The 24,734-nt window shown below is 71.8% G+C and carries 17 protein-coding genes; 12 read left to right on the forward strand and 5 right to left on the reverse strand.

Going from position 1 to position 24,734, the window contains the following annotated elements:
- Window positions 1-72: 72 nt before the first annotated feature.
- From PSQ21_RS18785 to PSQ21_RS18820, 8 genes are all read left to right on the forward strand, one after another.
- Window positions 73-3,585, forward strand: a complete 3,513-nt coding sequence (locus PSQ21_RS18785) for a non-ribosomal peptide synthetase (protein WP_274031726.1) — start codon at window positions 73-75, stop codon at window positions 3,583-3,585.
- A 101-nt stretch (window positions 3,586-3,686) separates the two neighbouring features.
- Window positions 3,687-5,093 (forward strand): hypothetical protein, encoded by a 1,407-nt coding sequence (locus PSQ21_RS18790; RefSeq protein ID WP_274031728.1) that lies wholly within the window; start codon window positions 3,687-3,689, stop codon window positions 5,091-5,093.
- 35 nt (window positions 5,094-5,128) lie between these two features.
- A complete protein-coding gene (locus PSQ21_RS18795) occupies window positions 5,129-5,920 on the forward strand; it encodes a YqcI/YcgG family protein (protein WP_274031729.1) in 792 nt (263 codons plus the stop codon).
- Window positions 5,913-9,380, forward strand: coding sequence for a non-ribosomal peptide synthetase (locus tag PSQ21_RS18800; protein ID WP_274031731.1), 3,468 nt, complete (start codon window positions 5,913-5,915; stop codon window positions 9,378-9,380). The genes PSQ21_RS18795 and PSQ21_RS18800 overlap by 8 nt, the downstream gene beginning before the upstream one ends.
- Entirely contained in the window at window positions 9,377-13,699 is a 4,323-nt protein-coding gene (locus PSQ21_RS18805) for a type I polyketide synthase (RefSeq protein WP_274031732.1), read from the forward strand. Before PSQ21_RS18800 ends, PSQ21_RS18805 begins: the two co-directional genes overlap by 4 nt.
- On the forward strand, window positions 13,696-14,715 hold the full coding sequence (locus PSQ21_RS18810) for a methyltransferase (protein ID WP_274031733.1): 1,020 nt from the start codon (window positions 13,696-13,698) through the stop codon (window positions 14,713-14,715). Before PSQ21_RS18805 ends, PSQ21_RS18810 begins: the two co-directional genes overlap by 4 nt.
- Before the next feature lie 103 nt (window positions 14,716-14,818).
- Window positions 14,819-15,454, forward strand: a complete 636-nt coding sequence (locus PSQ21_RS18815; RefSeq protein ID WP_274031734.1) for a flavin reductase family protein — start codon at window positions 14,819-14,821, stop codon at window positions 15,452-15,454.
- A 398-nt stretch (window positions 15,455-15,852) separates the two neighbouring features.
- Window positions 15,853-16,734: a glycoside hydrolase family 19 protein gene (locus tag PSQ21_RS18820; RefSeq protein ID WP_274031735.1), complete on the forward strand. Its 882-nt coding sequence runs from the start codon at window positions 15,853-15,855 to the stop codon at window positions 16,732-16,734.
- A 108-nt stretch (window positions 16,735-16,842) separates the two neighbouring features.
- Here PSQ21_RS18820 and dnaN read toward each other — a convergent pair whose 3' ends face one another.
- A complete protein-coding gene (gene dnaN / locus PSQ21_RS18825; protein WP_274031736.1) occupies window positions 16,843-17,967 on the reverse strand; it encodes a DNA polymerase III subunit beta in 1,125 nt (374 codons plus the stop codon).
- A gap of 489 nt (window positions 17,968-18,456) precedes the next feature.
- On the opposite strand from dnaN, the gene PSQ21_RS18830 reads away from it, so the two are divergent.
- Window positions 18,457-19,923: a helix-turn-helix domain-containing protein gene (locus PSQ21_RS18830; RefSeq protein ID WP_274035826.1), complete on the forward strand. Its 1,467-nt coding sequence runs from the start codon at window positions 18,457-18,459 to the stop codon at window positions 19,921-19,923.
- A 109-nt stretch (window positions 19,924-20,032) separates the two neighbouring features.
- Here the strand turns inward: PSQ21_RS18830 and PSQ21_RS18835 are convergent, their stop codons facing one another.
- Window positions 20,033-21,025: an ArsR/SmtB family transcription factor gene (locus tag PSQ21_RS18835; RefSeq protein WP_274031737.1), complete on the reverse strand. Its 993-nt coding sequence runs from the start codon at window positions 21,023-21,025 to the stop codon at window positions 20,033-20,035.
- A gap of 176 nt (window positions 21,026-21,201) precedes the next feature.
- On the opposite strand from PSQ21_RS18835, the gene PSQ21_RS18840 reads away from it, so the two are divergent.
- Window positions 21,202-21,546 carry a hypothetical protein gene (locus tag PSQ21_RS18840; protein WP_274031738.1) on the forward strand — a complete coding sequence of 115 codons (345 nt, stop codon included), beginning with the start codon at window positions 21,202-21,204 and terminating at the stop codon, window positions 21,544-21,546.
- A gap of 90 nt (window positions 21,547-21,636) precedes the next feature.
- Here PSQ21_RS18840 and PSQ21_RS18845 read toward each other — a convergent pair whose 3' ends face one another.
- On the reverse strand, window positions 21,637-21,873 hold the full coding sequence (locus tag PSQ21_RS18845; RefSeq protein WP_274031739.1) for a DUF397 domain-containing protein: 237 nt from the start codon (window positions 21,871-21,873) through the stop codon (window positions 21,637-21,639).
- Window positions 21,870-22,706: a helix-turn-helix domain-containing protein gene (locus PSQ21_RS18850; RefSeq protein ID WP_274031740.1), complete on the reverse strand. Its 837-nt coding sequence runs from the start codon at window positions 22,704-22,706 to the stop codon at window positions 21,870-21,872. The genes PSQ21_RS18845 and PSQ21_RS18850 overlap by 4 nt, the downstream gene beginning before the upstream one ends.
- 156 nt (window positions 22,707-22,862) lie before the next feature.
- Here PSQ21_RS18850 and PSQ21_RS18855 point away from each other — a divergent pair, with 156 nt between their 5' ends.
- Entirely contained in the window at window positions 22,863-23,270 is a 408-nt protein-coding gene (locus PSQ21_RS18855; protein ID WP_274031741.1) for a hypothetical protein, read from the forward strand.
- Here the strand turns inward: PSQ21_RS18855 and PSQ21_RS18860 are convergent.
- Window positions 23,259-23,876 carry a GNAT family N-acetyltransferase gene (locus PSQ21_RS18860; protein ID WP_274031742.1) on the reverse strand — a complete coding sequence of 206 codons (618 nt, stop codon included), beginning with the start codon at window positions 23,874-23,876 and terminating at the stop codon, window positions 23,259-23,261. The two genes, PSQ21_RS18855 and PSQ21_RS18860, sit on opposite strands and share 12 nt — an antisense overlap.
- Window positions 23,877-24,318: 442 nt before the next feature.
- Here PSQ21_RS18860 and PSQ21_RS18865 point away from each other — a divergent pair, with 442 nt between their 5' ends.
- A complete protein-coding gene (locus tag PSQ21_RS18865; RefSeq protein WP_274031743.1) occupies window positions 24,319-24,639 on the forward strand; it encodes a DMT family transporter in 321 nt (106 codons plus the stop codon).
- Window positions 24,640-24,734: the final 95 nt, after the last annotated feature.

Raw genomic sequence — 24,734 nt, forward strand, 5'->3', positions numbered from 1 at the left:
CCAAATTTCGGGCCTCTGTGCCCAAGCTCCGGGAACGCCGTGCCAAACGTGGAGGGATCCGTGGGAGACGTCGTGTTGGGTCAAGAAGATGTCCGTGCCCTGGTGGCCGGCGAACTGGATGTGGACCCGGCAGCGATCGGACCGGACGACGACCTGGTCACTCTGGGGCTCCACTCCATGCGGATGATCAGGATCGCCGCGAGTCTGCGGCGGCGGGGTGTCCGGGTGAACTTCTCCGACCTCGCCCTGCGGCCCACGGTCCTGGCCTGGTCCGAACTGATCGAGGAACGCCTCCGTACGGAGAAACCCCGGCCGTCCCGGCCGGCGCGGCCCGCGGAACAGGAGAGCGCCGCCGGGGAGCCGTTCGGGCTGGCGACCATGCAGCACGGCTACTGGATCGGCCGCGCCGACGGCCAGGCCCTCGGCGGTGTCGCGGCCCACCTGTACGCCGAGTTCGACGGACAGGGGGTCGAGCCGCGGCGGCTGGAGCGCGCGGTGGTGGATCTGGTGAACCGGCACGGCATGCTGCGCAGCCAGTTCCTCGACGACGGGACCCAGCGGGTCCTGGACCAGCCGGGCCACCCGGTCTGGACCCTGACCGATCTCCGCGAGGTGCCCGAGGCGGAGGTGGAGGGCCGGCTGGAGGAGATCCGGCGGCAGAAGACGCACCAGCGCATGCGGGCCGATCTGGGGCAGGTCCTCGACGTCTCGCTGACCCTGCTGCGCGACGGGCGGACCAGGCTGCATGTGGATGTGGACATGCTCGCCGCCGATGCCCTGAGCTACCGGCTGATGCTGGCGGACCTCGCCGCCTTCTACCGCGACGGCGGGAGCGGCCTCGCCCCGCTCTCCTACGACTACCGCAGCTATCTCGCCGACTACGACGCGATGAACGCCACGGCGCGCGAGGAGCAGCGGGCCTGGTGGCAGGAGGTCCTGCCCGAACTGCCGGACGCGCCCGCGCTGCCCCTGGTGCCCGAATCGGAACGCGAGGACCCGCTCCGTACGGTCCGCTACGAGCACTGGCTCGACCCCGAGCACAAGCGCCGGCTCATCGACCGCGCCCACGAGCGGGGTGTCACGCCTGCCACGGTCCTGGCCTCCGTCTTCGCCGATGTCGTCGGCACCTGGTCGAGCGAACAGAAGTTCCTGCTCAATCTGCCGCTGTTCAACCGGGAGCCCCTGCACCCCGATGTGGAGCGGCTCGTCGGTGACTTCAGCAGCTCGGTGCTGCTCGACGTGGACGTCACCGAGTCGCTCTCCGTACTCGAACGCGCCCGGCGCTTCCAGCGGAACCTGCACACCAAGGCCTCGCACGTCGCCTGCCCGGGCCTCGATGTGCTGCGGGACCTGGGACGGCTGCGGGGCGAGCCGGTCCTGGCGAACGTCGTCTACACCAGCGGTCTGAATCTGGGCGAGCTCTTCCAGGACACCGTCATCGACACCTTCGGCGAGCCGGTGTGGATCATCTCGCAGGGCCCGCAGGTCGTCCTGGACGCCCAGGTCGTGGAGTTGCGCGGCGGCCTGCTCTTCAACTGGGACGTACGGGAGCAGGCGTTCCCCGCCGGAATGATGGACACGATGTTCCGGCGCAACCGCGAACTGCTGGAGGAGCTGCTCGCCGACGAGGCCGACTGGGGTCTCGTGGCGTCCAGGGGCCTGCCCCCGGCCCAGGCCGCGACGCGCGAGAAGGCCAACGCCACGGACCGCCCGGTCTCGGGACGGCTGCTGCACGAGGGGTTCTTCGAACACGCCCGGTCGACGCCTCAGCTGCCCGCCGTGGTGTGGGGCACCGACGGGGAGCTGACCTACGGCCGGCTGCGGGAACGCGCCCTGCGCGTCGCCGGCGCACTCGTCGCCCAGGGCGTACGGGCCGGTGACGCGGTCTCCATCCAGCTGCCCAAGGGCCCCGACCAGGTCGTCGCCGCGCTCGGGGTGCTCGCCGCGGGAGCCTCGTACGTCCCGATCGGGGTCGAGCAGCCCGACGCCCGGCGCGACCGGATCGAGCGGACCGGGGACGTGGTCCTCGCCCTGCGCGGCGCCGGGAGCGCCCCGGCGGCGGGCGGGGTGCCGTCCCTCGACATCGGTACGGCGATGAACTGTGCCGAGCCGCTGGAGAATCCGGTCCCCGTGGACCCGGAGAGCATCGCCTACGTCATCTTCACCTCCGGTTCGACCGGGCTGCCCAAGGGCGTCGAGGTGGCGCACGCCGCCGCGATGAACACGGTCGACTGTCTGAACGAGCGCTTCGGGATCTCGACCGGAGACCGGTCGCTCGGGGTGTCACCGTTCGAGTTCGACCTCTCCGTGTACGACATCTTCGGCCTGCTCTCCGTCGGCGGCTGCGTGGTGCTCCCGGACGACGAGAGCCGCCGTGACGGCCAGCGGGCCGCCGGGCTCGTCCGCACGCACGGGGTCACCGTCCTCAACTGTGTGCCGAGCCTGCTCGACGCGATCCTCGCGGGCGGTGAGGCGGCGGGGCTCGGGACGAGCCTGCGGGTGGTGGTCCTCGGCGGCGACTGGGTCGGCGTCGATCTGCCCGAGCGGCTGCGGCGGCTGGTGCCCGGGTGCCGGTTCGCCGGGCTCGGCGGCACGACGGAGGCGGCGATCCACTCCACGGTCTGCGAGGTGACCGGAGCCGTCCCGTCGCACTGGAAGGCCGTGCCGTACGGTGTTCCGCTCGGCAACGTCCGCTGCCGGGTGGTCAACGCGGCCGGGGCGGACTGCCCCGACTGGGTCCCCGGTGAACTCTGGATCGGCGGCCGGGGCGTCGCGCACGGCTACCGCAACGACCCCGAGCGGACCGCGGACCGGTTCGTCCTCCACGAGGGGCAGCGCTGGTACCGCACCGGTGACATGGCCCGCTACTGGCCGGACGGCACGCTGGAGTTCCTCGGCAGGAGCGACAGCCAGGTCAAGGTCCGCGGCTATCGCATCGAACTGGGCGAGGTGGAGGCGGCGTTGCGCGCCCTGCCCTCCGTGCACCGGGCCGTGGCCGACGTGGTGGGGGAGACCACCCGCAAGCTGGTCGCCACCGTCACGCTCACGGACGCCCCGGCCGACGCGTCCGAAGCGTCCGACGCGTCCGAGGCGTCCGAGGCGGTCGAGGCGGGTCTGCGGGAGGCCCTGGAGGGGCTGCTGCCCCCGCACATGATCCCGGAGCGGATCACGGTCCTCGACGCCTTCCCCCTGACCCCCAACGGGAAGCTCGACCGGAAGGCGGTCCGGGCGATGCTGGACGCCGGGGCGCCCGGTGAGCGGCCCCACACGGAGCCCAGCGGCGACCTGGAGACCGTCCTCGCGGACATCGTGGGCTCCGTGCTCGGCGCCGGCCGGGTGAGCGTCGAGGGCGACTTCTTCGCCCTGGGCGGCGACTCGGTCCTGGCGACCAAGGTGATCGCCCAGATCCGGCAGTGGCTGGACACCTCCGAGCCCACGGTGACGGACCTCTTCGCCGCCCGCACGGTCCGGGAACTGGCCGTCCGCCTGGCGAAGCGGCAGAGCTCACCGGGCCGTATCGAACTGGCCGCGGGGATCTACCGCGAGGTCGCCGCGATGAGTCTCGCGCAACTCGCCGAGTCCTGACGGCCCGCGCGGCCCCAGACCCCGGCCCTCTCCCCCTTCCCCTTCCTCTCCTCCCTCTCCTCCCTCTCCATCTCCCTCCCGACTGGAAAGGACCTGTGCAGGTGACTGCTCCGTCTCTTCTTCGCTCCCTCCCTGGCATCGACCCCAACGAGATCGTGAAGGAGTTCGCCGCCAACCGGGCGTTCCGGGCCGCGGAATGGGAAGAGCTGACGACCGAGGACAACCCCTACCGGCGGCCGGTCCGCCCCGACGACCTGGCCTGGCTCGACTACTCGGGCCCGATGCCGGCCGCCAAGGCCCTCAAGCTGAGCGCGCTCCTCGGGCATCGCATGCTGCGGAACGTCTACGACCTCGACGCCCTCTATCTGCCCCCGGCGCGGACCCCGGCCGTCGCGCAGGACCAGAAGGCGTTCTACTCGCACGACAACCGGATGCTGAGCGCCCTGGCCAAGCCCATCCTGGAGAACCACCTCTTCTCCTTCCTGGCGGAGGGGCGCACACCGCTTGACCGTCCCGACGTCGCCACCGCCACCCGCCATGTCGTCGACGCCTTCGAGCAGCGCAAGGCGTCGGGGAACAAGGCGATCGACGCCGTCGAGCGGACCGTGGGAAAGCGTGACGCGGGCACCTTCCTGATGCTTCAGCTGAGCGCTTTCCTGCCCGCCATGAACGCGGCGGTCGGCCGCGCCGCGCTGGGTGAGTACGATCTCGCCTGCGATTCCCTGCGGCCGTTCCTGGTCGACGAGTACCGGTCCTGGGTGAATTCCTCGTCCGCGTACGGAAAACTGCTCGACGGCGGCGGTCTGAAGACGCCCGCCGCGGCCTACTGGCAGCTGTATCTGACGACTTCGCTGGCGCGGGGAAATCATCTTCACCATCTCGCGGTGAACCGGGAGAACCTGTTCGCGTTCCTCGGCGCCCTCGTCCACAAGAAGATGGACGAGAGCCTCACCCGTGACCGGTTCGCGGATGCCTTCGCCACCTGTCTGACCGCCGACACCGACTACTTCGGCACCGCCCCCGCCCTCACCGAGGACGGTCTGCGGGCGCTGGTCGGCCGGCTGCTCACCCCGCTGGTCGCCCGGTACGGGGACGAGGTCGTCGAGGGCTTCCACCAGGGGTTCGAGGACGCCGCGCGCTTCGCCGGCCTCTGGGAGGCCGACATGGTGGAGCAGGTGACCTGGGCGGACAGCATCCAGGAGTACCAGGACAAGGCGATCCGGATCGACAAGTACCTCAGCGACAACAACATCGTGGTCGATCTCGACACCTTCGTGGAGTCGAACGAGGAGACCTCGACCACGCATGTCCACAACGAGCACCGGCTCGTCATGATCGAGGCCGGGCAGATGCACTTCTGGAACAACGTGACGCACAAGATCGAACTGAACCAGGGCGACAAGATCCTTATCCCGGTCTCCCGGCTGCACGGATCCACGGTGCTGTCCGGGGAGTGCACCTATCACCAGCCGATCATTCCTGACGACATGCTCAAGCAGATCTTTTGAGTTCGTCGAGTCGAACGTCGGGCGAGAGAGGGAGCATGCGTATGTTGTCGGCGAACACCCTGCCGTCCCCCGGGGGTTTCACCTCCCAGGTGATCGGCGAAATTCCCGCATGGGGAATGTCCAGCGTGACGGAGCTGATGGAGAGACTGACCTCCTCCACCGCGCCGTTCCCCTGCACTTTCGCGGTCTCCGCGGCGAAGAAGTCCTCGCTGCGATTCGGCTTCATCGAAGATCTCGACGACCAGGAGACCTGGGCGGCGCTGCCCGGGATCATCACGTCCTACCTGGAGACCTACCAGCAGATCGCCCGGGAGACCTCCCTCATCGCTCTCTTCCGCCCCGAGCGGGAGACGGGCGACGTCGCGTACTACTACCGGAAGTTCTGGGACATCCTGCAGTACCTGCACCAGCACGACCCCGAGTCCTGGCCGGACGGCATACCCGAGGACCCCGAGGACGGCCGCTGGGAGTTCAGCTTCGCCGGCACCCCCATCTTCGTCGTCTGCAACACCCCCGCGCACAAGCGCCGGGCGAGCCGGTCGAACCCCGCCTTCATGATCACCTTCCAGCCGCGCTGGGTGTTCGAGGAGCTGGACTCCACCTCACCGCGGGGTATCGCGGCCCGGCGCGTCATCCGCAAGCGGCTGCGCGCCTACGACAGCGAACAGCCCTCGCCGGAGCTGGGGAGTTACGGAGACCCGGAGAACCGGGAATGGCGGCAGTACTTCCTCCCCGACGACAACGCGGAGAAGCCCGGTCGCTGCCCCTTCCGCCACGGCGCGCACGGCGGCACCCCCGCGGCACAGGGTGAGGGCTCCGGTGGCTGAGGAGATCCCGACCCGGGACGGGGCGGATCCCGGGCGGCCCGAGGACGCGGCGACGGTCCGGCAGCAACGTATCCGGCGCATGCTCGCCGAGCGGGGCTACGGACCCGCGGGCGGCGCCACCGCGCCGAGCGGCTTCTCCCGGCTCGGCCCCGGCCCCCATCCGCTCTCCGCGGCCCAGCGGCGGATGTGGTTCGCCCAGCAGCGCGATCCGCGCAGCGCCGCGTACAACATCTGCGCCGGCTTCGTCATCAGCGGCGAGCTGGATCCGGAGCGGCTGCGCCGTGCCTTCGAGGCGGTCATGGCGCGCCAGGACATCCTGCGCACGGTCTACCGTACGGACGAGGACAGCATGCCCGTGCAGCTCGTCCTCCCCTCGGTCGAGCTGCCGTGGAGGACCGCGGACTGCCAGGACGCCTCCTACGGCGACTGCCGGGGGGCCGTTCCGGACGGCCGCGCCCTGGACGAGGTCGACCGGCTGGCGTCCGCGTTCGGCCGGGAGCCCTTCGACCTCGCGGCCGACTGTCCGCTGCGGCTGCTGCTCGTCCGGGTCGCCCCGGACGAACACGTCCTGGTGCTCGTCGTCCATCACATAGCCGTCGACGATCTGAGCTGGGCGCCGCTCTTCCACGAGGTCTCCGCCCACTACCGTGCGGAGACCGAGGGCCTCGCGCCCGACCCGGGTGCCCCGCTGTCGGTGCGGTACGCGGAGTTCGCCCGGTGGGACCAGGAGCGCGCCTCGTCCGGGCACTTCGCCGAATCGCTGGAGCACTGGCGGCGGGCGCTCACCCCGTGGCCGCCGCCGGTCGGTCTGCCGGCCGAGAGCGAGGCGGCGGGGAGCGGCCCGGACGGGGAAGGCGTACGGCGCAGGGTGCTGCTCTCCTCCGGGACCAGCACGGGCATCGCCGACCTGGCGAAAAGCTCCGGGGCGTCCCTGTTCATGACGACCCTGGCCTGTGTGACCGCGGTGCTCGGCCGGTACTCGGGGGCCGAGGACATCACCGTCGGCACGGTCACCGTGAACCGCTCGCGGCCCGAACTGGAGCCGCTGATCGGTAACTTCGGCAACACCGTCATGCTGCGGACCGCCATCGGGGACAACCCTCGCTTCCTCGATCTGCTGACCGCGGTGCGCGAGGTGTGCGTCGACGCCTTCGGACAGCAGGAGGTCCCCTTCGACCAGGTCGTGGAGGCGGGCCGGCCACCGCGCCGGCGGGACGGCGCGGGGCTGTTCAACGTGATGTTCACCCAGCGGGGGCAGACCCTGCCCTGCGATGTGGACTTCCCCGGCCAGCGGTGGCGGGAGTACCCGGTCTTCAACGGCAGCACGCGCTTCGACCTCGCCGTCGAGGTCGTCTCGGGCGCCGACGGGCGGCTCACCGTCACCGCGACCGGATCGCACCGGATCTTCGACGCCGAGGGTCTCGACCGGCTGCTGGGCCATGTGTCCACGCTGATGGACGGGGTGGTGGCCGATCCGTCGCGGCGGCTGGCCGACCTGCCGCTGATGCCCGCCGCCGAGTACGAGCGCGTGGTCCACGACTGGAACGCGACCGACAGGGCGGAGTATCTGCCCCGCACCACCCTGTCCGGGCTCTTCGACGAACAGGTCCGCACCCGGCCGGACGCCTGCGCGCTCGTCGATGGCGACCGGCGGCTCGACTATCGCGAACTCGACGGCAGGGCAAACCAGTTGGCCCGACGGCTGGCCGGGGCCGGTGTCGGCCCGGGCGACTTCGTCGGGGTGCTCCTGGAACGCTCGGCGGAGCTGGTCGTCGCCATGCTCGCGGCACTCAAGGCGGGCGCCGCGTTCGTCCCGCTGGATCCCGCCTGGCCCGCTCTGCGCAAGGGGGAGCTGATCGCGGCCGCCGGCCTCGCCGCCTGCGTCACCACCGGGGCGATGCTGTCGAAGAGCGAGCTGGCGGCCATGTCGGCGGACGCCGCGCATGTGGACCTGGCCGCCGAGGCCACCACGATCGCGGGCCTGGACCGGAGCCCGCTGGGCGTCGAGGCCGCGCTGGACGACATCGCGTACGTCATCTACACCTCCGGCTCCACGGGCGTCCCCAAGGGGGCGATGATCACCCACCAGGGCATCGTCAACCGGCTTCCCTGGCAGGCCGACCTGCTGAAGCTCTCCGGGTCGGACGCGGTCCTGCACAAGGCCCCGGTCAGCTTCGACATCTCCATCAACGAGATCTTCCTGCCGCTGACCAGCGGCGCCCGGCTCGTCCTGGCCAAGCCCGGCGGGGAGGGCGACGTCTCCTACCTGCTCTCGGCCATCGCCGAACACGAGGTGACCTTCGTCTACCTCGTCTCCTCCATGCTCGACCTGATGGTCGAGCGGGACGACGCGGAGGCCGCGCTGCGCGGCCTGCGGCACGTCTGGTGCGGCGGGGAGGTGCTCACCGCGGACCTGTACGGCCGGTTCCGGCAGCGCTCCGACGCCCGGATGTACCACGGCTACGGGCCCGCGGAGGCCACCATCGGGGTCACCTGCCGGGTCTACGAGAGCGCCGACCACGTCCGGGACATCACCATCGGCAGGCCGAACCCGAACACCCGCATCCATCTGCTGGACCGGTACGGGAACCCGGTGCCGCCCGGGGTCGCCGGGGAGATCCACATCGGCGGGCTGCCGCTGGCCCGGGGGTACCTCAACGACCCGGACCGCACCGCCGAGGTCTTCGTGACGGACCCGTTCCGGGCCGGCGAGCGGCTCTACCGGACCGGTGACCTGGCCCGCTACCGCCGGGACGGCCAGATCGAGTTCGTCGGCAGGACGGACAACCAGGTCAAGATCAACGGCCGGCGCATCGAGCTGGAGGAGATCGAATCCAAGATCGCCGCCCACCCCCTGGTCCGGCAGGCCGCCGTGCTGACCCGGTCCGAGGGGCCCCGGGGCGACCAGCTGGTGGCCTTCGTCGCCGCCCCGGAGACCGGTCTCTCCCCGGACACCCTGCGGGCCTGGCTGGGCGAACGCCTCCCGGCCGCCCTGGTCCCGCCCACGGTCGTCCAGCTGCCGGAACTGCCCCTGCTCAGCTCCGGGAAGCTCGACCGCAAGGCCCTGGCGGCGGCCCCGGTTCCCACGGCCCCCCGCAGGACCGCGGCCGACGTACCGCCCGAAGGGACGCTCCAGCGGTCGATCGCCGCCATCTGGGCGCGGACCCTCGGCGTGGAACAGGTGGGCGCCGAGGAGAACTTCTTCGATCTGGGCGGGCACTCCCTCCTGGTCGTGAAGGTGCAGAACGAGATTCTCCGCGAACTGGGGCACGACATCGCCGTCGTCGCCCTGTTCGAGAACCCCACGGTCGCGTCCGTGGCCCGCTTCCTCGAAGCGAGTCCGGCCGCCGCCGACGACGAGGAGGCACGGCAACTGGCACGGGTCCGTGAACGGGCCGACCGGCAGCGACGCGTCCGGGCCGGGCGCGGCCGGGCGAACCAGGCGAGGGAGGCCACATGAGCGCCGACACGGGCGTCGACAGCGCCGAGTCCGACATCGCGGTGATCGCCATGGAGGGCCGGTTCCCCGGGGCTCCCTCGCTGCGGGATTTCTGGGAGCTGCTGCGCGAGGGGCGGGACTCCATCCGGCCGGTGGCCGACAGGGACTTCCTCGCGGCCGGGGGAGCCGAGAGCCGGCTGGGCGATCCGAACCATGTCAGGGTCGAATGCACCCTGGACGACCCCGACCTGTTCGACGCGGAGTTCTTCGGCATCAAACCCGCCGAGGCCGAGCTGCTCGACCCGCAGCACCGGGTCTTCATCGAATGCGCCTACCACGTGCTGGAACAGGCCGGGTGGGTGCCCGGACGGCAGGAGGGCGCGGTCGGCGTCTACGCCGGGGCGTCCACGAGCCAGTACTACCTGGACCATGTGTACCCCTCGATCGCCCGCAGGCCCGGGACCGTCGACGGGTTCATCGGATCGGTGGCCAACGCCGGAAGCGCGCTCGCCACCCGGGTGTCGTACCTGCTGAACCTGACCGGTCCGAGCGTCGCCGTGCAGACGGCCTGCTCCACCTCGCTGGTCGCGGTCCACCTGGCCTGCCAGGATCTGCTGAACTACCAGTGCGACATGGCGCTGGCGGGCGGTTCGACCGTCAACCCGGCCGCGCGGCTGGGCTACCAGTTCGTGCCCGGCGGGCCGTTCTCCCCGGACGGCCACTGCCGTCCGTACTCCTCGGACGGGGCGGGCATGTCCCCGGGCGACGGGGTCGGTGTGGTGCTGCTGAAGCGGCTCTCCGACGCGCTCGCCGACGGCGACCACATCCGCGCCGTCATCAAGGGGTCGGCGGTCAACAACGACGGAGCCAGGAAGATCGGCTTCACCGCGCCCAGCGTCCAGGGCCAGCGCGACGTCATCGTCGCGGCCCAGGCGACGGCCGGGGTGACGGCGGACGCCATCGGCTACGTCGAGGGGCACGGAACCGCCACCCCGGTGGGCGACCCGATCGAGGTGAGCGCGCTGACCAAGGCGTTCGCGTCCACCACCGACCGCACGGGGTTCTGCGTCCTGGGCTCGGTCAAGTCCAACCTCGGGCACCTCGACGCCGCGGCCGGGATCGCCGGGCTGATCAAGACCGTGCTGGCGCTGGAGAACGAGCTGATCCCGGCGACGCTCCACTACGCCGGGCCGAACCCGCTGATCGACTTCGACGCTTCCCCGTTCGTGGTGTCCGGCGAGGCCCGCCCGTGGCCGAGGTCCGGCACGCCCCGGCTGGCGGGCGTGAGTTCCTTCGGTGTGGGCGGCACCAACGCGCACGTCGTGCTCGCCGAGGCGCCTCCCCGTACGGCCCCGCTGCCGACGGGACGGCCGGAGGCGGTCCTGCTGTCGGCGGCCACCCCCGGCGCGCTCGCCGAACTCGGCGACGAACTGAGGGCGGACGTCTCCCGGAACACCGCCGTCGACGTCGGCGACATCGCGCACACCCTGCAGCAGGGCCGGCGGCCCTCGCGGGCCCGGCGGGCCCTCGTCGTGTCCAGTACCGGCGAACTCGCCGAGGCGCTCGGGCACCCCGCGTCCGGGGTCCACGGCGACACCGGGGGAACCCCGCGCGACGCCGCCTTCCTGTACCCCGGCGCCGGCAGCCAGTACCAGCGCATGGGACAGCGGCTGTACGAGACCCATCCGGTCTACCGGCGCGAGATGGACCGCTGCGCGCGGATCGTCGCGTCCGCCGGCGATGTGGACCTGCTCGGCGTGCTCTACCCGCCGGGGGACGCCGCCCCGAACCGGGAGAACATCGATGTCCCCGACGGCCGGTACGCCACGATCCTCGCCACCGAGTGGTCCCTGACCGCGCTGCTGGCCTCCTGGGGCATCCGCCCCTCCGCCATGATCGGGCACAGTCTCGGCGAGTACACCGCCGCCTGCGTCGCCGGGGTGATGGAGCTGGAGGAGGCGCTTCCGCTCGTCATGACACGGGAACGGCTGATCCGGAAGGCCGGCGGCCTGACGCTCAGCGTGCTGCTGGACGAGGCGGACGTCGTCGGGCACCTGCTGCCGGGGACCTCCCTGGCGGGCGTCAACGCACCCGGCATGTGCATCGTCTCCGGCCGCGCCGACGCGATTCTCCAGCTGGAGAAGAACCTCATCGAGGAGGGCGTCGACCAGCACCGGCTCCGTACGCCCGGGGCCGTCCACTCGGAGGCGCTCGACCCGGTGCTCGACGAACTCCGGGAGGCGGTGGGGCGGGTGACCCTGCGGGAGCCGTCCGTTCCGATCCTCTCCGGTCTCACCGGCCGGCAGCTCACCGCCGAGGAGGCGCGGGACCCCGAGTACTGGGTCCGGCACACCCGGGAGCCCGTACGGTTCCGGGCCTGCCTGGAGGCGCTGCCGACGGACCGGCCGCCCGTCCTCCTGGAGGCCGGGCCCAGCGGCGGGCTGGTGAAGCTGGCCCAGTACACGCTGGGCGACGCGGCGGTCACCGCCTCCGCCGTCCGGCACGCCTTCGCCGAGGAGCACGACCCCCGTGTGCTCCTCAACGCGGTGGCCCGGATGTGGGTCCACGGAGTGGAGGTCGACTGGGAGGCGGTACGGGAGGGCCGCCCCGGCCGTACGGTCCCGCTGCCCGGCTATCCGTTCCAGCGCCGGCCCTTCTGGGTGGAGCGGGTGGATCCGCTGATGCCGCCCGAGCCGGAACGGGTCGAGGACGTCGCGCTGAGCGCACGGGTCTGGAGCGGCTCCGGCCTGCCCCGCCCCCCGGCCGGTACGTCCCCGGGCTCCGGGGCGCAGGCGGGCTCCCGTACGTCCCCGGGCTCCGGGGCGCCGACGGGTTCCCGTACGTCCCCGGACACGGTCCTGGTCGTGCTGGGCCGTTCGGAGCTCCAGGACCCGCCCGCCGGACTGCTCGGCGCGGACGGCGGACGTCTCGTCACCCTTCGGTTCGCGGACGGGTTCTCCTCCCCGGGGCCGGACTCCTACCGGCTCGACCCGGCCCGCCCGGACGACGTCCGGGCCCTCGTGGCGAAGCTCTGGCCCGGGGGAGCCGCCGACGCCGGGGTGCGGGTGCTCGATGTCGGCTCCGCCGCCGAACCGGCCGACCCGCTGCGGGAAGCGACCGAGTCCGGGCTGTTCGCCGACGCTCTGGTCACCGCGCTCGGCGAGGGAGCCGAGCCGCCCAGGACCGTCGTGGTCAGTCAGGGCGCCTTCGCCCTGACGGGCGAGGACTCCCCGCCGGAGCGCCGACTGGTCCACGGACCGGCCGGCCGCCGGCCGGAGGGGGACACGCGGAGCGCGGTCACGGCCGTGGACCTCGGCGAACCGCTCCGCGGGCGCGTCGACGACGCGCTGTGGCAGCTGCTCCTCGGTGAACTGCGGGCCGCCGAGCCCGCGTCGACGGTCGCCTTCCGGGGCGGACGCCGATGGGTCGCGGGCACCGTGCCGGTGACGGAACCCTCCGCCGGGACGGGGGCGCTGCCGCGTGGCTGGGTCGTCCCCGGCGCGCTGCGGGCGCCGATGCTGCCCTACGCGTCCTTCCTGTCCGGCGTCTTCGACGGCGCGGTGACCATCAGCGAGTCGGCCGTCGCGACCGACGGGCCCCGCCCCGGGTTGCTCCGATCGCTCGGCGGGGGAGCGGCCCAGGACCCGTCGGAAACCCTGGCCGGGCTCGGGGAACTGTGGCGGCAGCGCGCGGCCGAGCCGTTCGGCGCGGTCGTACTCATCGACCCTCCGGAGGACCGGCCGTCGGTGGAACGTTCCCTGGTGAGTGCCTTCGCCGAGGCGTGTGTGGAGGCCGCGGCGGCCGAGGGGCTGCCCTGGCGGCTGCTGCGCTGGCGGACCCGCCCGCCGGGGAGCACGCCGGTCGACGGTTCGGAGGAGGCCGTCCTCCGCCGGGGCGCCGACGCCCTCGCGGCGGCGCTGGGCGCCACCGGGCACCCCGTTCTCACCGTCACCGTTCCGGGCACGGAGACGACGGACCCGGCCGCCCCGGAGCGGGTCGCCGCCGGCCCCGTACCGCCGGGGACGGACGGGGGGAGTCTCCCGTCCCGGCCGTCCCCGGACAACGGGCGGGCGCGCCCCCCGCTCAGCACTCCGTACGCCAAGCCGCGCAACGACGTGGAACGGCGGGTGACCGAGATCTGGCGCGAGGCGCTGGGCCTCGACGACATCGGGGTGGACGACAACTTCTTCGAACTCGGGGGTGAGTCCCTGCTCCTCATGCGCATCGTCGCGCAACTGCGGGAGCAGTTCGCCGTGAACATGTCCATCCGACAGCTCTACATCAACGACCGCCTGACTGTTTCCGGGATAGCCACCGTGCTGGAGGAGAAAACACCGTGACCTCGTCGAATGCCGCTGACCCCGTTCCGGCCACGCTGCGTGTGCGTGAGCTGATGACCGCCGGTCTGCTGTCGCACGCCATCGGCGTGCTGTGCGACCTGGGGGTGCCCGACATCCTCGACGCCCCGCTGACGCACGAGGACATAGCCAAGGAGGTCGACGCCCACCCCGAGGGGCTGCTGTCGTTCCTGCGGGCCGCCGCCGCGGCGGGAGTCCTCGCCGAGTCGAAGCCGAGGACGTTCGAACTGACCGAGCTGGGGCAGGTGCTGCGCGCCGACGACCCGCGCAGCATCAAGGCCATGTGTTCGCTGACCTGCCGGGACGAGTTCAGCCGCACCTGGTCGGACTCCCTCCACACGGCCCGCACGGGTGAGCCGAGCTTCGCCATCGGGCACGGCACGTCCTTCTTCGAGTACATGGCGTCGAACCGGGAGTTCGCGACCCTGTTCGACAGGGCGATGCAGTCCTCCGCCGCCGTGGACAACCTGCTGGCCGGGTACGACTTCTCCGGGGCCGGCCATGTCGTCGACGTCGGCGGCGGCCGGGGGACGATGCTGGCGGCCGTCCTCAAGCGCTACCCCACCCTGCGGGGCACGCTGGTGGACCTGCCGCATGTCGTGGGCAACGCGCAGAAGACGTTCGCCGACGCGGGCGTGGCCGACCGCGTCACGCTCGTGCCGGGCAGCTTCTTCGAGCCGGTCCCCGAGGGCGGGGACGTCTATCTGCTCTCCCGGGTGATCGGGAACTGGAACGACGAGGACTCGCTGCGCATCCTGCGGACGGTGCGCGCCGCGATGCGCGCGGACAGTGAGCTGGTCGTGGTGGGGATGATGCCGAGCGGGAACGACCGCACGTACTACCCCCAGCAGCTCGACCTGTACATGTTCGCCCTGCTGGGCGCGCGGCTGCGCTCGTACGAGGAGTACCAGGACCTGTTCGCGCAGGTGGACATGGAGGCGACGGGCTGGACCAACTACCCCGACAGCGAATCGGTGTTGCGGGCCCGCGTGCTGTGAGGCGGCTGCGGGGGCCGGCGGGCGCGCCACTCCCGGGTGGTGGGTCCGCCGGCCCCCGCGCCCCTGTCCCCGACCGGCCCGCGAACGTGAGGAGTCACCTGCCGTGAGCCCCGACCCCCAGCCCGCCGCCCGTTCCGCTTCCGCCCGTCCAGCCCCCGTTCGCCCCGGACCCGCGCGCTCCGCCCCCGCCCGGCCGGCCTCCGCCGGGCCCGCCCCCGTCCGTCGGGCGCCCGACATCCGGCCGCTGATGGCGGAGTTCCCCAGCGGGGTCAGCGTGGTCACCGCGATCGCCGGGGACGGCGCGCCCCGGGGCATGACGTGCACCTCGCTGTGCAGCGTCTCGCTCGACCCGCCGATCGTGCTGGTCTGCCTGGGGAGTGGCAGCAACACCCTGAAGGCGGTCCGGGAGAGCGGGTCCTTCGCCATCAACCTGCTGCACGCGCAGGGCCGTTCGACCGCCGAACTGTTCGCGTCCGGTGCGCTCGACCGCTTCGACCGCGTCGCCTGGCGGGCCGAGGCCGGTGACGCGGGGCCGCATCTGACGGAGGACGCCCACATCATCGCGGACTGCTCGGTCGTCGGCGACCAGGTCGTCGGGGACCACGCGGTGCTCATGGGCGAGGTCCGGGCGGCCGTCCCGGTACGCCGGGAACCGCCTCTGCTCTACGGGCTGCGTCGGTTCTCGGTCTGGCCGCACCCCGTGGACGCGTCCCAGGCGGTCCGCGACACCGTCGGCTGACGCGGCTGTCGCGGCTGACGTGGCTGACGTGGCTGTCGCGGCTGTCGGCAGCGTCGGTGTGGCGGGCGGGGCCGGTGGGGCGACGGGGCCCGGACTCCTGGTCGCGACCGCCGGGACGGCCGCCCGGAACCGTCCGCATGCTGGGCGGGCCGGAAGATTTTACCTTCGGTTCCGCGCCCGGCCGCAGAGGGCCCGGACGGAAACCTCCCGGAATAGCGGCTGTTGAGCGCCCTCTTGACACGATCACCCAGGGCGGCGGCGGCCGGAACCGGTGGAACCGGCACCTTCTTCGAGGATGGTCTAGACCTTGACAGGTCCAGACCATCCTCGCTTGAGTGTCGGCACCCCCCACGGCGGCGCAGGCCGGACGTCGCGCCGCGTCTAAGGAGTGTGATCACGTGATCCGACGTGTCATGAGTCTGCTGGTCGCGCTCGGCGCGCTCGTCGCGGCGCTCGTCGTCCTTCCCGCCGCCACCGCGCAGGCCGCGACCTGCGCCACGGCCTGGAGCTCCTCCTCCGTCTACACGAACGGTGGCACGGTCTCCTACAACGGCCGCAACTACACCGCGAAGTGGTGGACCCAGAACGAGCGTCCGGGCACCTCGGACGTCTGGGCCGACAAGGGGGCCTGCGGCACCGGCGGCGAGAACCCGGGCGAGAACGGCTTCGTCGTCAGCGAGGCGCAGTTCAACCAGATGTTCCCGAACCGGAACTCCTTCTACACGTACCAGGGTCTGACCGACGCCCTGAGCGCCTTCCCGGCCTTCGCCAACACCGGCAGCGACGAGGTGAAGAAGCGCGAGGCCGCGGCCTTCCTCGCCAACGTCAGCCACGAGACGGGCGGGCTGTACTACATCAAGGAAGTCAACGAGGCGAACTACCCGCACTACTGCGACACCACGCAGTCCTACGGCTGCCCGGCCGGCCAGGCCGCCTACTACGGCCGCGGCCCGATCCAGCTGAGCTGGAACTTCAACTACAAGGCCGCCGGTGACGCCCTGGGCATCAACCTGCTCGCCAACCCGTACCTGGTGGAGCAGAACGCCGCCGTGGCGTGGAAGACCGGCCTCTGGTACTGGAACACCCAGAACGGCCCCGGCACCATGACGCCGCACAACGCCATCGTCAACAACGCCGGCTTCGGCGAGACGATCCGCTCGATCAACGGCGCCCTGGAGTGCAACGGCGGCAACCCGGCGCAGGTCCAGAGCCGCATCAACAAGTTCACGCAGTTCACGCAGATCCTCGGCACCACCACCGGTCCGAACCTGAGCTGCTGACCGCGCACCGCACCCGGAACGGGGGTGCGTCCGGCTCACTGCCGGACGCACCCCCGTTCCGGCGTTCCCGCGCCCCCGGTTCCTGGGTACTCCCGTTCCGGGGCACGGTCACACCAACTGAGGCTTCACCGACATCAACAGGTGCCGGTGGACGTCCGTGCCGGCCTCGTCCGTGAACAGCGCGCGCTGTCCGGCCCCCAGGAGCAGGACCCGCAGGGACGGCTCCGTGAAGGAGGCCAGGGCGTCCGCCAGATAGCCGGGGTTGAACGCCACGGTCAGCTCCTCCGCTCCCTCCAGGGCGGCCGACAGCCGCTGGGACGCCACGTCGTCCTCGTACCCCGCGCGGAGCGTTACGGAGGCGTCGGCGCGGGAGAAGGCCATCTGCACCGGGCTGTCCCCGTCGGCGACGACGGAGACCCGCTTGACGGCTTCGGCCAGCCGGGCCCGGTCCACCACCGCGACCGCCGGGTCCGCCATCGCGAACAGCTTCTCGTGGCGCGGCAGGCGGCCGTCCAGCAGACGCACCGTCGTCCGCATCCCGGCATGCTCGAAGCCCGCCGAACCGGCGTCCAGGGCGACGCTCACCAGCCCGGACCGGCCCAGGGAGCGGGCGATCTCGGTGAGGCGGCGGGCGGAGACGATGACATCGGCGGCCTCGCCGGGGGCGGCGGCCTTCCACGGGAGGGTCCGTACGGCGAAGCGGTAGCGGTCGGTCGCGGCGAGCGTCATCGTGTCGCCGTCGAGCTCCAGCCGGATTCCGGTGAGCGCGGGCAGCGTGTCGTCGCGCCCCGCGGCCACCGCCACCTCGGCCACGGCCGCCGCGAACAGCTCCGCGTCCACCGCGCCCCGGACCCGCGGGAGCGGGGGCAGCGCCGGGTAGTCGTCCAGCGGCAGCACGGAGAGGCCGAAGCGGGCCCCGTCGCCCGACACCGTGAACCGCGAGCCCTCCACGGCGCACTCCACGGGCCCGTCGGGCAGCACCTTGCAGATGTCCAGCAGCCGCCGCCCCATGACGAGCACCTTTCCGGGCCGCGCGACCTCGGCGTCCACGTCGATGCGCGCGGACGCCTCGTAGTCGAGCCCGGAGATCCGCAGGGGCCCGGGGCCGCCGCCCCCGCCCTCGGTGTCCAGCAGCAGCCCGCCCAGCACGGGGACGGGCGACCGCACGGGCAGGACACGCGCCGCCCAGGACACGGCGTCGGTCAGGGCACTGCGTTCGATACGGAACTCCATGGGCGGGGACCTCTCCTGGCTCGTCGAAAGCCGAAAGCCGAAAGCCGAAAGCCGGAGCCCGGCTCCCGGCCCGGCTCCCATGACCTCGACGATAGGAGGCACCACTGACAGTCAGCGCCGGACGGAGCGGGAGCGAGCGGGCCGGGCCGGGGCGGACCGGGCGAGCCGGGAAAGGGCGGGCGACCCGGGAAAGGGCGGGAAGGGGCGGGAACCGACGACAGCGACCACCCCCGTGAGCCGCTGCCGCCCCGTTCCCCCGTGTCCCGCGTCCCTCTGTTCCACAGCCGTCCCCCGACGGACTGGAACACGTTCGGACGATAGAACGCAGGGTAGGGAGACGGGAGATTCAATGCGCCCAGTGGGGCGGCCCCGGGGGTATCGGTCCGCACAGTCACTCGTGCGGGGCGGTCCACCGGCGCTACGGCCGTGTCCGGGGCGGGAACGGGGAGACAGGTGCGAGCACGGGAGCGCGCGGACGACCTTCTGCTGATGCACCGGCTGGCCCGCACGGGCGGAACCGCCGAGCTGCTGCGCTGGCTGGCCGGACGGGCCGGGGGCTGGGCCGGGCTCGTCGGCCCGGACGGGACGGTGCTGCACGCGGCGGCCCGTACCGCGCGGACGGTGGTCCCCGACGTCGCGGGGCTCGTCGCCGAGGGCGCGAGGGCCCTCGTCGAGCGCGGGGCCCGGGCGTACTCCCTCGACACCGGCGGGCACACCGCCCTGCTGTTCCCCCTGAGCGCCGACGACCGCACCGCCCCCGTGCTCGCCGTCGTCACCCCCCGGCCCGTGGCCGCCGGGCTCGCCACGCTGCTCGCCGATGTGGTCCTGCCGTTGTCCGTGTGCCGGCAGGCCGAGACCCTGGAGCGCAGACGCCGCCGGGTGGACATCGCCGAGTTCCGTGGCCGCGAGGCGGTGCTGCACCTGCTGATGACGGGCCAGCTCTCCATCGCCCAGCAGGTCGCCGGCGCGCTGCGCCCCCGGCTGCCCGATCCGGTACGGGTGTGTGTCGTGGAGTGCTCGGGCGACGGCCGCGACGAGGTGGCCCGGGTCTGCGCGGACGCGGACGGCGGCCGGTCCTGGATCGTGCGCTGCCCGGTCTACGCCCGCCATCTCATCCTGGTGATGCCCGCCCGGGAGCCGGGGGAGGCGGAGCCGGCTGCCGCCCCGACCGACGAGACCGTCGCCGCCCGGGTCGGCGACTGCGTCGTGGGCGTCAGCGAAGCCGTGCCGCTGGCCGACACCGCGACCGGCTACCGCCAGGCCTTCCACGCCCTGGCCGTCGCCCGCGAACTGCCGTCCCGGCACGCCCGGTTCGGCGTCTCACCGGACCCCGCACTCGTCGTCGGACCGGCCGGACGGCAGTGGGCGAACGACCTGCTGACCCCGCTCCTGACCCATGTCCCGCGCCGCGCGCAGGACCCCGGCGCCCAGGAGCTGGTGGCCACGGCCGGCTCCTGGCTGGCGTTCTCGTCGCACGCGACCGACCACCTCAAGGTCCACCGCAACACCCTGGCCGCCCGGCTGCGGCTCATCGGCGAGCTGCTCGCCCTCGACCTGCACCGGCTGGCCGACCAGGCCGCCCTCGACCTGGCGCTGCGCGTCCGCGCCGCCCCCGCCCCGGCGTGCGCCCCCGAGCCCGCCCCGTACGCCCCCTCCGGATCCGGTACGCGAGAGGCGGCGCGGGGACTCGACGAGATCCTGCGCCGCCCTGCCGTACGGGACTGGGCCGACCAGCAACTGGCCCCCGTCCTCGGCTCCGAGGAGACCCTGCGCACCTGGCTGCGCTGCGAGGGCCGCCTGGGGCCGGCCGCCGTCGAGCTGGGCATCAGCGTGCCCGGCGCCCGCAAGCGCCTCACCCGGCTGGAAACGGCCCTCCAGCGCTCGCTGCTCCGGCCTCCGAGCGCCCGCTACGACCTGTGGCTGGCGCTGAGGTCCCGGGACCTGGCCGCCGCCTAGAGGTGTCCTCGGCGGGCGGTAGGCCGAGCGGCGGGCGTGCAGCGGTAGGTCGAGCGGCGTGCGGTCGGCCGTGCGGCCGGATCGGTCCTCGCGTGGTCGGGAGGCGGCGTCACCCACCGCCGTACGACGAGCCGCGCCGCCGCCCCTGCGCCACCTCACGCCCGAGCGGGGTCAGGGCGTGCACCACTTCGCATCCCCTGCGCGTACTGGTGATGAGCCTCGCGTTGCGCAGCACCGACGCGTGCTTGCTCGCGCTCGCGATCGACACGCCGATCCGCAGGGCCAGTTCGCCCGTCGAGCAGGGCGAGGCCAGAGCGCACAAGGCCATGGCCCGGGTGCGGCCGAGCAGTTCGGGCAGGCCGTCGTGAGTCTCCGTACTGCCGGAGCGACGGTTCGCGGGGTAGACCAGAACCGGTGGCAGGCCGGGGTCGATGAGCGTGATGGCACGCCCCGTGCAGAAGAAGGACGGGATGAGCGAGATACCGCGACCGCGCAGGTGGAGGTCGCCGTCGCGTGGATAGTCGGCGACCAGCGTCGGCGGCTCCCAGCGGATGGCGGGAGACAGCGTGCTCAGCAGCCGTTCGGCGCCCCCTTCCAGCAGATCCCGGCTGCGGTACGCGCGGTCGCTGTGCACCATGTCGTCGATCAGCTGCCGCTGCGGGAGGAGGAGTTCGCGGAAGTAGACGGCGAGGGCGGCGTCGAGCTCCTGCCGGGCGGCGCGGTCGCCTTCGGCGAGCCGCCGGAGCCCGTCGGACGGCGTCCGCTGCGAGCAGCACGCGGCCAGTTCGGCGCGCACACGGTCCGTCGGTGTGGCGAGAATCAGGTCACGGGCGACCTCCATTCCGCCTCGGTGGGGTGGCGTCAGGAAGTCGGGGAACTTGCCCCGGGCCGGCACCAGCGTGGTGAGCAGGCGGATCGGCTCTCTCAGGTCGCTCCTGGCCAGCCGTCTGCGGACGTGCGCCAGCCATGGCGCGTGTTCGGGGGTGGCCCGGGGGGCCTGGAGTGCGTGGAGGCTGTTGACCAGCTCCCACATGGGGTCGGGGCGGGGAGCCACCGTGATGCGTGTCAGGTCGTCTGCGGTGAAATGGATACGGAGTTCCATGGATCCCCCGAATGAACACGTCCGTTTGCCGTGCGATGAAAACCCTTGGACCCGTATTCACGGGCCTCTTCATCATCGTTGGAGAAGCTCCCAAAGGAGCGATGAAGGACCCAAGACCGACCAGATGGGGGAAAACGCGCATGCGTCAGTTTCGGAGGACCATCAAGAGGACAGCGATGACCGCCACGGCGCTCGCCACCGGCGCCGTGCTCACGTTGGGCGGATCGGCCACCGCGGTGGAGTCGGCAGCCACGATCCACGGCTGCCCGTCCGGGGCCGTCTGCCTGTATCCGAACGCGAGCTGGAACGGCGACAGGCCGAGCCACGCGTTCTACTCGTACGGGGTCCACAGGATCTACGACCAGTACGGCATGAAGCGCTGGTTCAACAACCAGACCGGCGGAGCCAAGGCCTACCGGTGCACGGGCTCCAACGGCACTGGCTGCGGGGGCAACCAGGCGGCCGGCACGTACTACGACTACGACTTCACGCCGATCAACTCCGTGAAGCTGGCTCCCTGACGGAGTCGCGCCTTCCGTAATCGGCCTGCCTCCTGGCGTCGTGGTGACGCGCGCCAGGAGGCAGGCCGCCGTGACGATGGGGCCGGGCTGTCAGCCCGTCCAGCCGAGGAACGCGGACCAGGCGTCCGGGGCGACGGCGAAGGCGGGCCCGTCGGGCACCTTCGAGTCACGGACGTGGACGGCGTGGGGGCAGGCGGCCACCTCGACGCAGTCGCCACCGCTGGAGCTGCTGTAGGAGGACGTGTGCCAGGCGAAGGCGACCTCGATGCAGTTGCCGCCGCTGTCGCTGCTGTAGCTCGACGTGAACCATCGGAGGGTGCTGCTCATTCCGCTACTCCTGCCAACCGCTTGATGAGGTCCAGCGATTCACGAGGACCCAGGGCCTGTGACCGGATCTTCGCATAGCGCTGAGCGTACGTGCTCACCTTTGCCGGGTCACTGATCAGCAGGCTCTCGTCCTGCGGCTCCAGATAGACGAGATGCTCGTGCGCCGGAGTCTCCACCAAGTTCATCTCGCCACGGGCTCCTGCGTACTCCCCGTACTTCCCGGCGTCCAGCGGCAGCACCAGAAGCGTGACATTGCGGCGGCGGGCGCACTCCACGAGATGGAGCAACTGCTCCCGCATGACCTCCTCGCTGCCGATGGTCCGGCGCAGGACGGCCTCGTCGATGATGATCTCGATCATCGGGAGCGGATCGCGGTCGAAGAGGGCCTTGCGCTCCATCCGCAGCTGGACCAGCTCCTCCACCCGCTGGTCGGAGAGCGGCGGGTAGCCGCCGCCGATCAGCGCTCGCGCGTACGCCTCCGTCTGGAACAGCCCGTGGATGACGTTCGTCGCGAACAGCTGGAGGCTGACCGCTCCCTGCTCCAGCAAGGCGTAATCCTGGAACTGGCGCGGGTACTTCTCCATCCGCATGAACCGCCGCGCGGTCTCGAACACGCCGGTCCCGTTGCCGAGTACGCGTTCGAGCTCCACCAGCATCGCGTCGCTCGCGGGCTGTGCGCACGTCTCCATGGCGCTCACGGCCGCTGCCGAGTAGCCAATCTCATGGCCGAGCTGTTCCTGTGTCCACCCCCGCTGGATACGCAGTGTGCGGGCCACTTCGGCGACCATGAGGGCCATCGGGCTCGCGGTCTGCTTGTTCTCAGCACTGGCCATTACGCGATCTCTTTTCGACTCAACCGAACTCAACCGGTCATTACTCGAAGTCGTTGAAATCCACCCCACTTCAGAGAAGTTCGAGCAGGTCAACGGCTGTACGACGCACCTCGGCAGGTACGGAGAACGCTAGGTGATCGGGGTCACAATCGTCTCGTGAACGCACTTAATGACGGGCTGAGGTCCGAGTGGATTCCGGAGTCCGGATTTCACCTTCGCAAGGCGGGCGTGCAATTCGACGCCGTCCGCGTGGACGGCGACGACGGGCGGCGGCTGGCCGACCTGATGGAGGAGTTGGTCGGCGGCGAGCCGGGACCCGTCGTCACCGAGTCGAACGGCCGGCGCGGGGTGTACTTCCTCGTCCCGGCGGGCTCGACGGCCGGGCGGCCGTGGCCGCGTGCGGTGACGCAGCTCAACGCGGCGACGGGCCGCATCAGTTACGTCCCCGTACCGGCGCTCGGTGGTGACACCTGGCCGCTAATGTGGCGGTACCCGCCCACGCGGCCGGGGCGGTTCGTGCACACGCTGATCCTGTTCAACGCGGCATACGCGTTACTGAGTTGAGCGGCCCAGATACGTCACGGGGCCCGCGTCCGGAACCGCGATCTCGTGGAAGCCGAGGCGGTCGTAGAAGGCGCGGGCCCGGGTGTTGGCGGTCAGCATGGCCAAGTGAACGGCCTTGACGCCCTGTTCGTCCAGCGCGGCGAGGAAGGCCTCCATGAGCCGTCGCCCGTGCCCGGACCGCTGGTGGGTCGGGAGCAGGTCGATGTGCAGGTGGGCCGGATAGTCGGCCAGCTCCGGCACGATCATGCGCTCGGGGTCGTGCATCAGGGCGGTCATCCGCTCGGTGGGGGAAGCGGGTTCGCGTACGGGGGCCGGGTAGCGCTCCGCGAGGCCGGGAAGCCATTCGGCGCGGTAGCGGTCGACGAAGGACGCGGTGTCCGCCGTACCGAGGATGTAGCCGACCGCGCGCCCGCCGTCCTCGACCACGAACGTCAGCCCGGGCTCCAGGACGGCGTAGGGCGCGGCGAAGATGTTCGGCAGCAGGGCGGGGTCCGGGTAGAGGTGACGGGCGTCCCCGCCCTCGTGCCCCGTGCGTACGCAGATGTCGAAGAGGGCCTCGCGGTCCTCGGGTCGGTACGGACGCAGCACGGGCGACGGAGGAGTCATGCGGGGATCCTTCAGGTGCGGGAGCGCTCCCGCAAGGGTTTGAGCGGCACGGGGGCGCGTGATCGCGCACTGGCCCGGGGTGTCGCCGTCGGCGGGCGTGAGGGCAACGCCAGTGCGCACGCTCGTGGTTGACAGTAGTTACTTGCACATGCAAGATTTGGTTCCGCAGGGCAAACCGCCAACGGGGCACTGCGGCAGTCAATCGCTTGCATGTGCAGGCAAATAGCAAGGAGAAGGCCAGTGCGCGGCAACTCGGGAGGGCGAACTGCTGATGGGTGGGCGGCGATCACACAAGCGCCCTCGCTCTGAGCACCTCCCCGCGCTGGCAGCCGGACTGTCGGCTCGCCCCGCTCGCCCTGCTCGCCCCGTTTCCCTGTCCCCCCATTCCCTGTCCCCCCATTCCCTGTTCATCCCGCCCGTTCACCGTACGGAAGGACCTCTCATGCACTGGCTCCATCTCGCCATCGCCGTCGCCTTCGAAATCCTGGTCGCCATCGCCGCCGGAAAGGCCGAGGGCTTCAAGAACCGCAAGTGGACCGGCATCACTCTGGCCAGCGGCGCAGCCGCGACCTTCTTCCTCAGCAAGGCGCTGCTGACCTTCGACGTCGGCGTCGGCTACGCCCTGTGGACGTCCGTCGCGGGCGTCGGCATCACCGTCCTCGGCGCGCTGTTCTTCGGTCAGCGCCTGAACGCGAACAAGGCGATCGGCATCCTCCTCGTCATCGGTGGGGTCGTCGGCCTGCAACTGAGCGGCTCCGCCTGAGCTTTCGGAGCCCCGAAGCCCCGAAGCTTCTGAGCCGCTGAGCCCCTCAGCCCTTGAGGGTGACTACTCCCGACCTTGCGCAACCCGCTCGTCCG

The sequence above is a fragment of the Streptomyces sp. MMBL 11-1 genome, assembly GCF_028622875.1.
GTDB lineage: Bacteria > Actinomycetota > Actinomycetes > Streptomycetales > Streptomycetaceae > Streptomyces.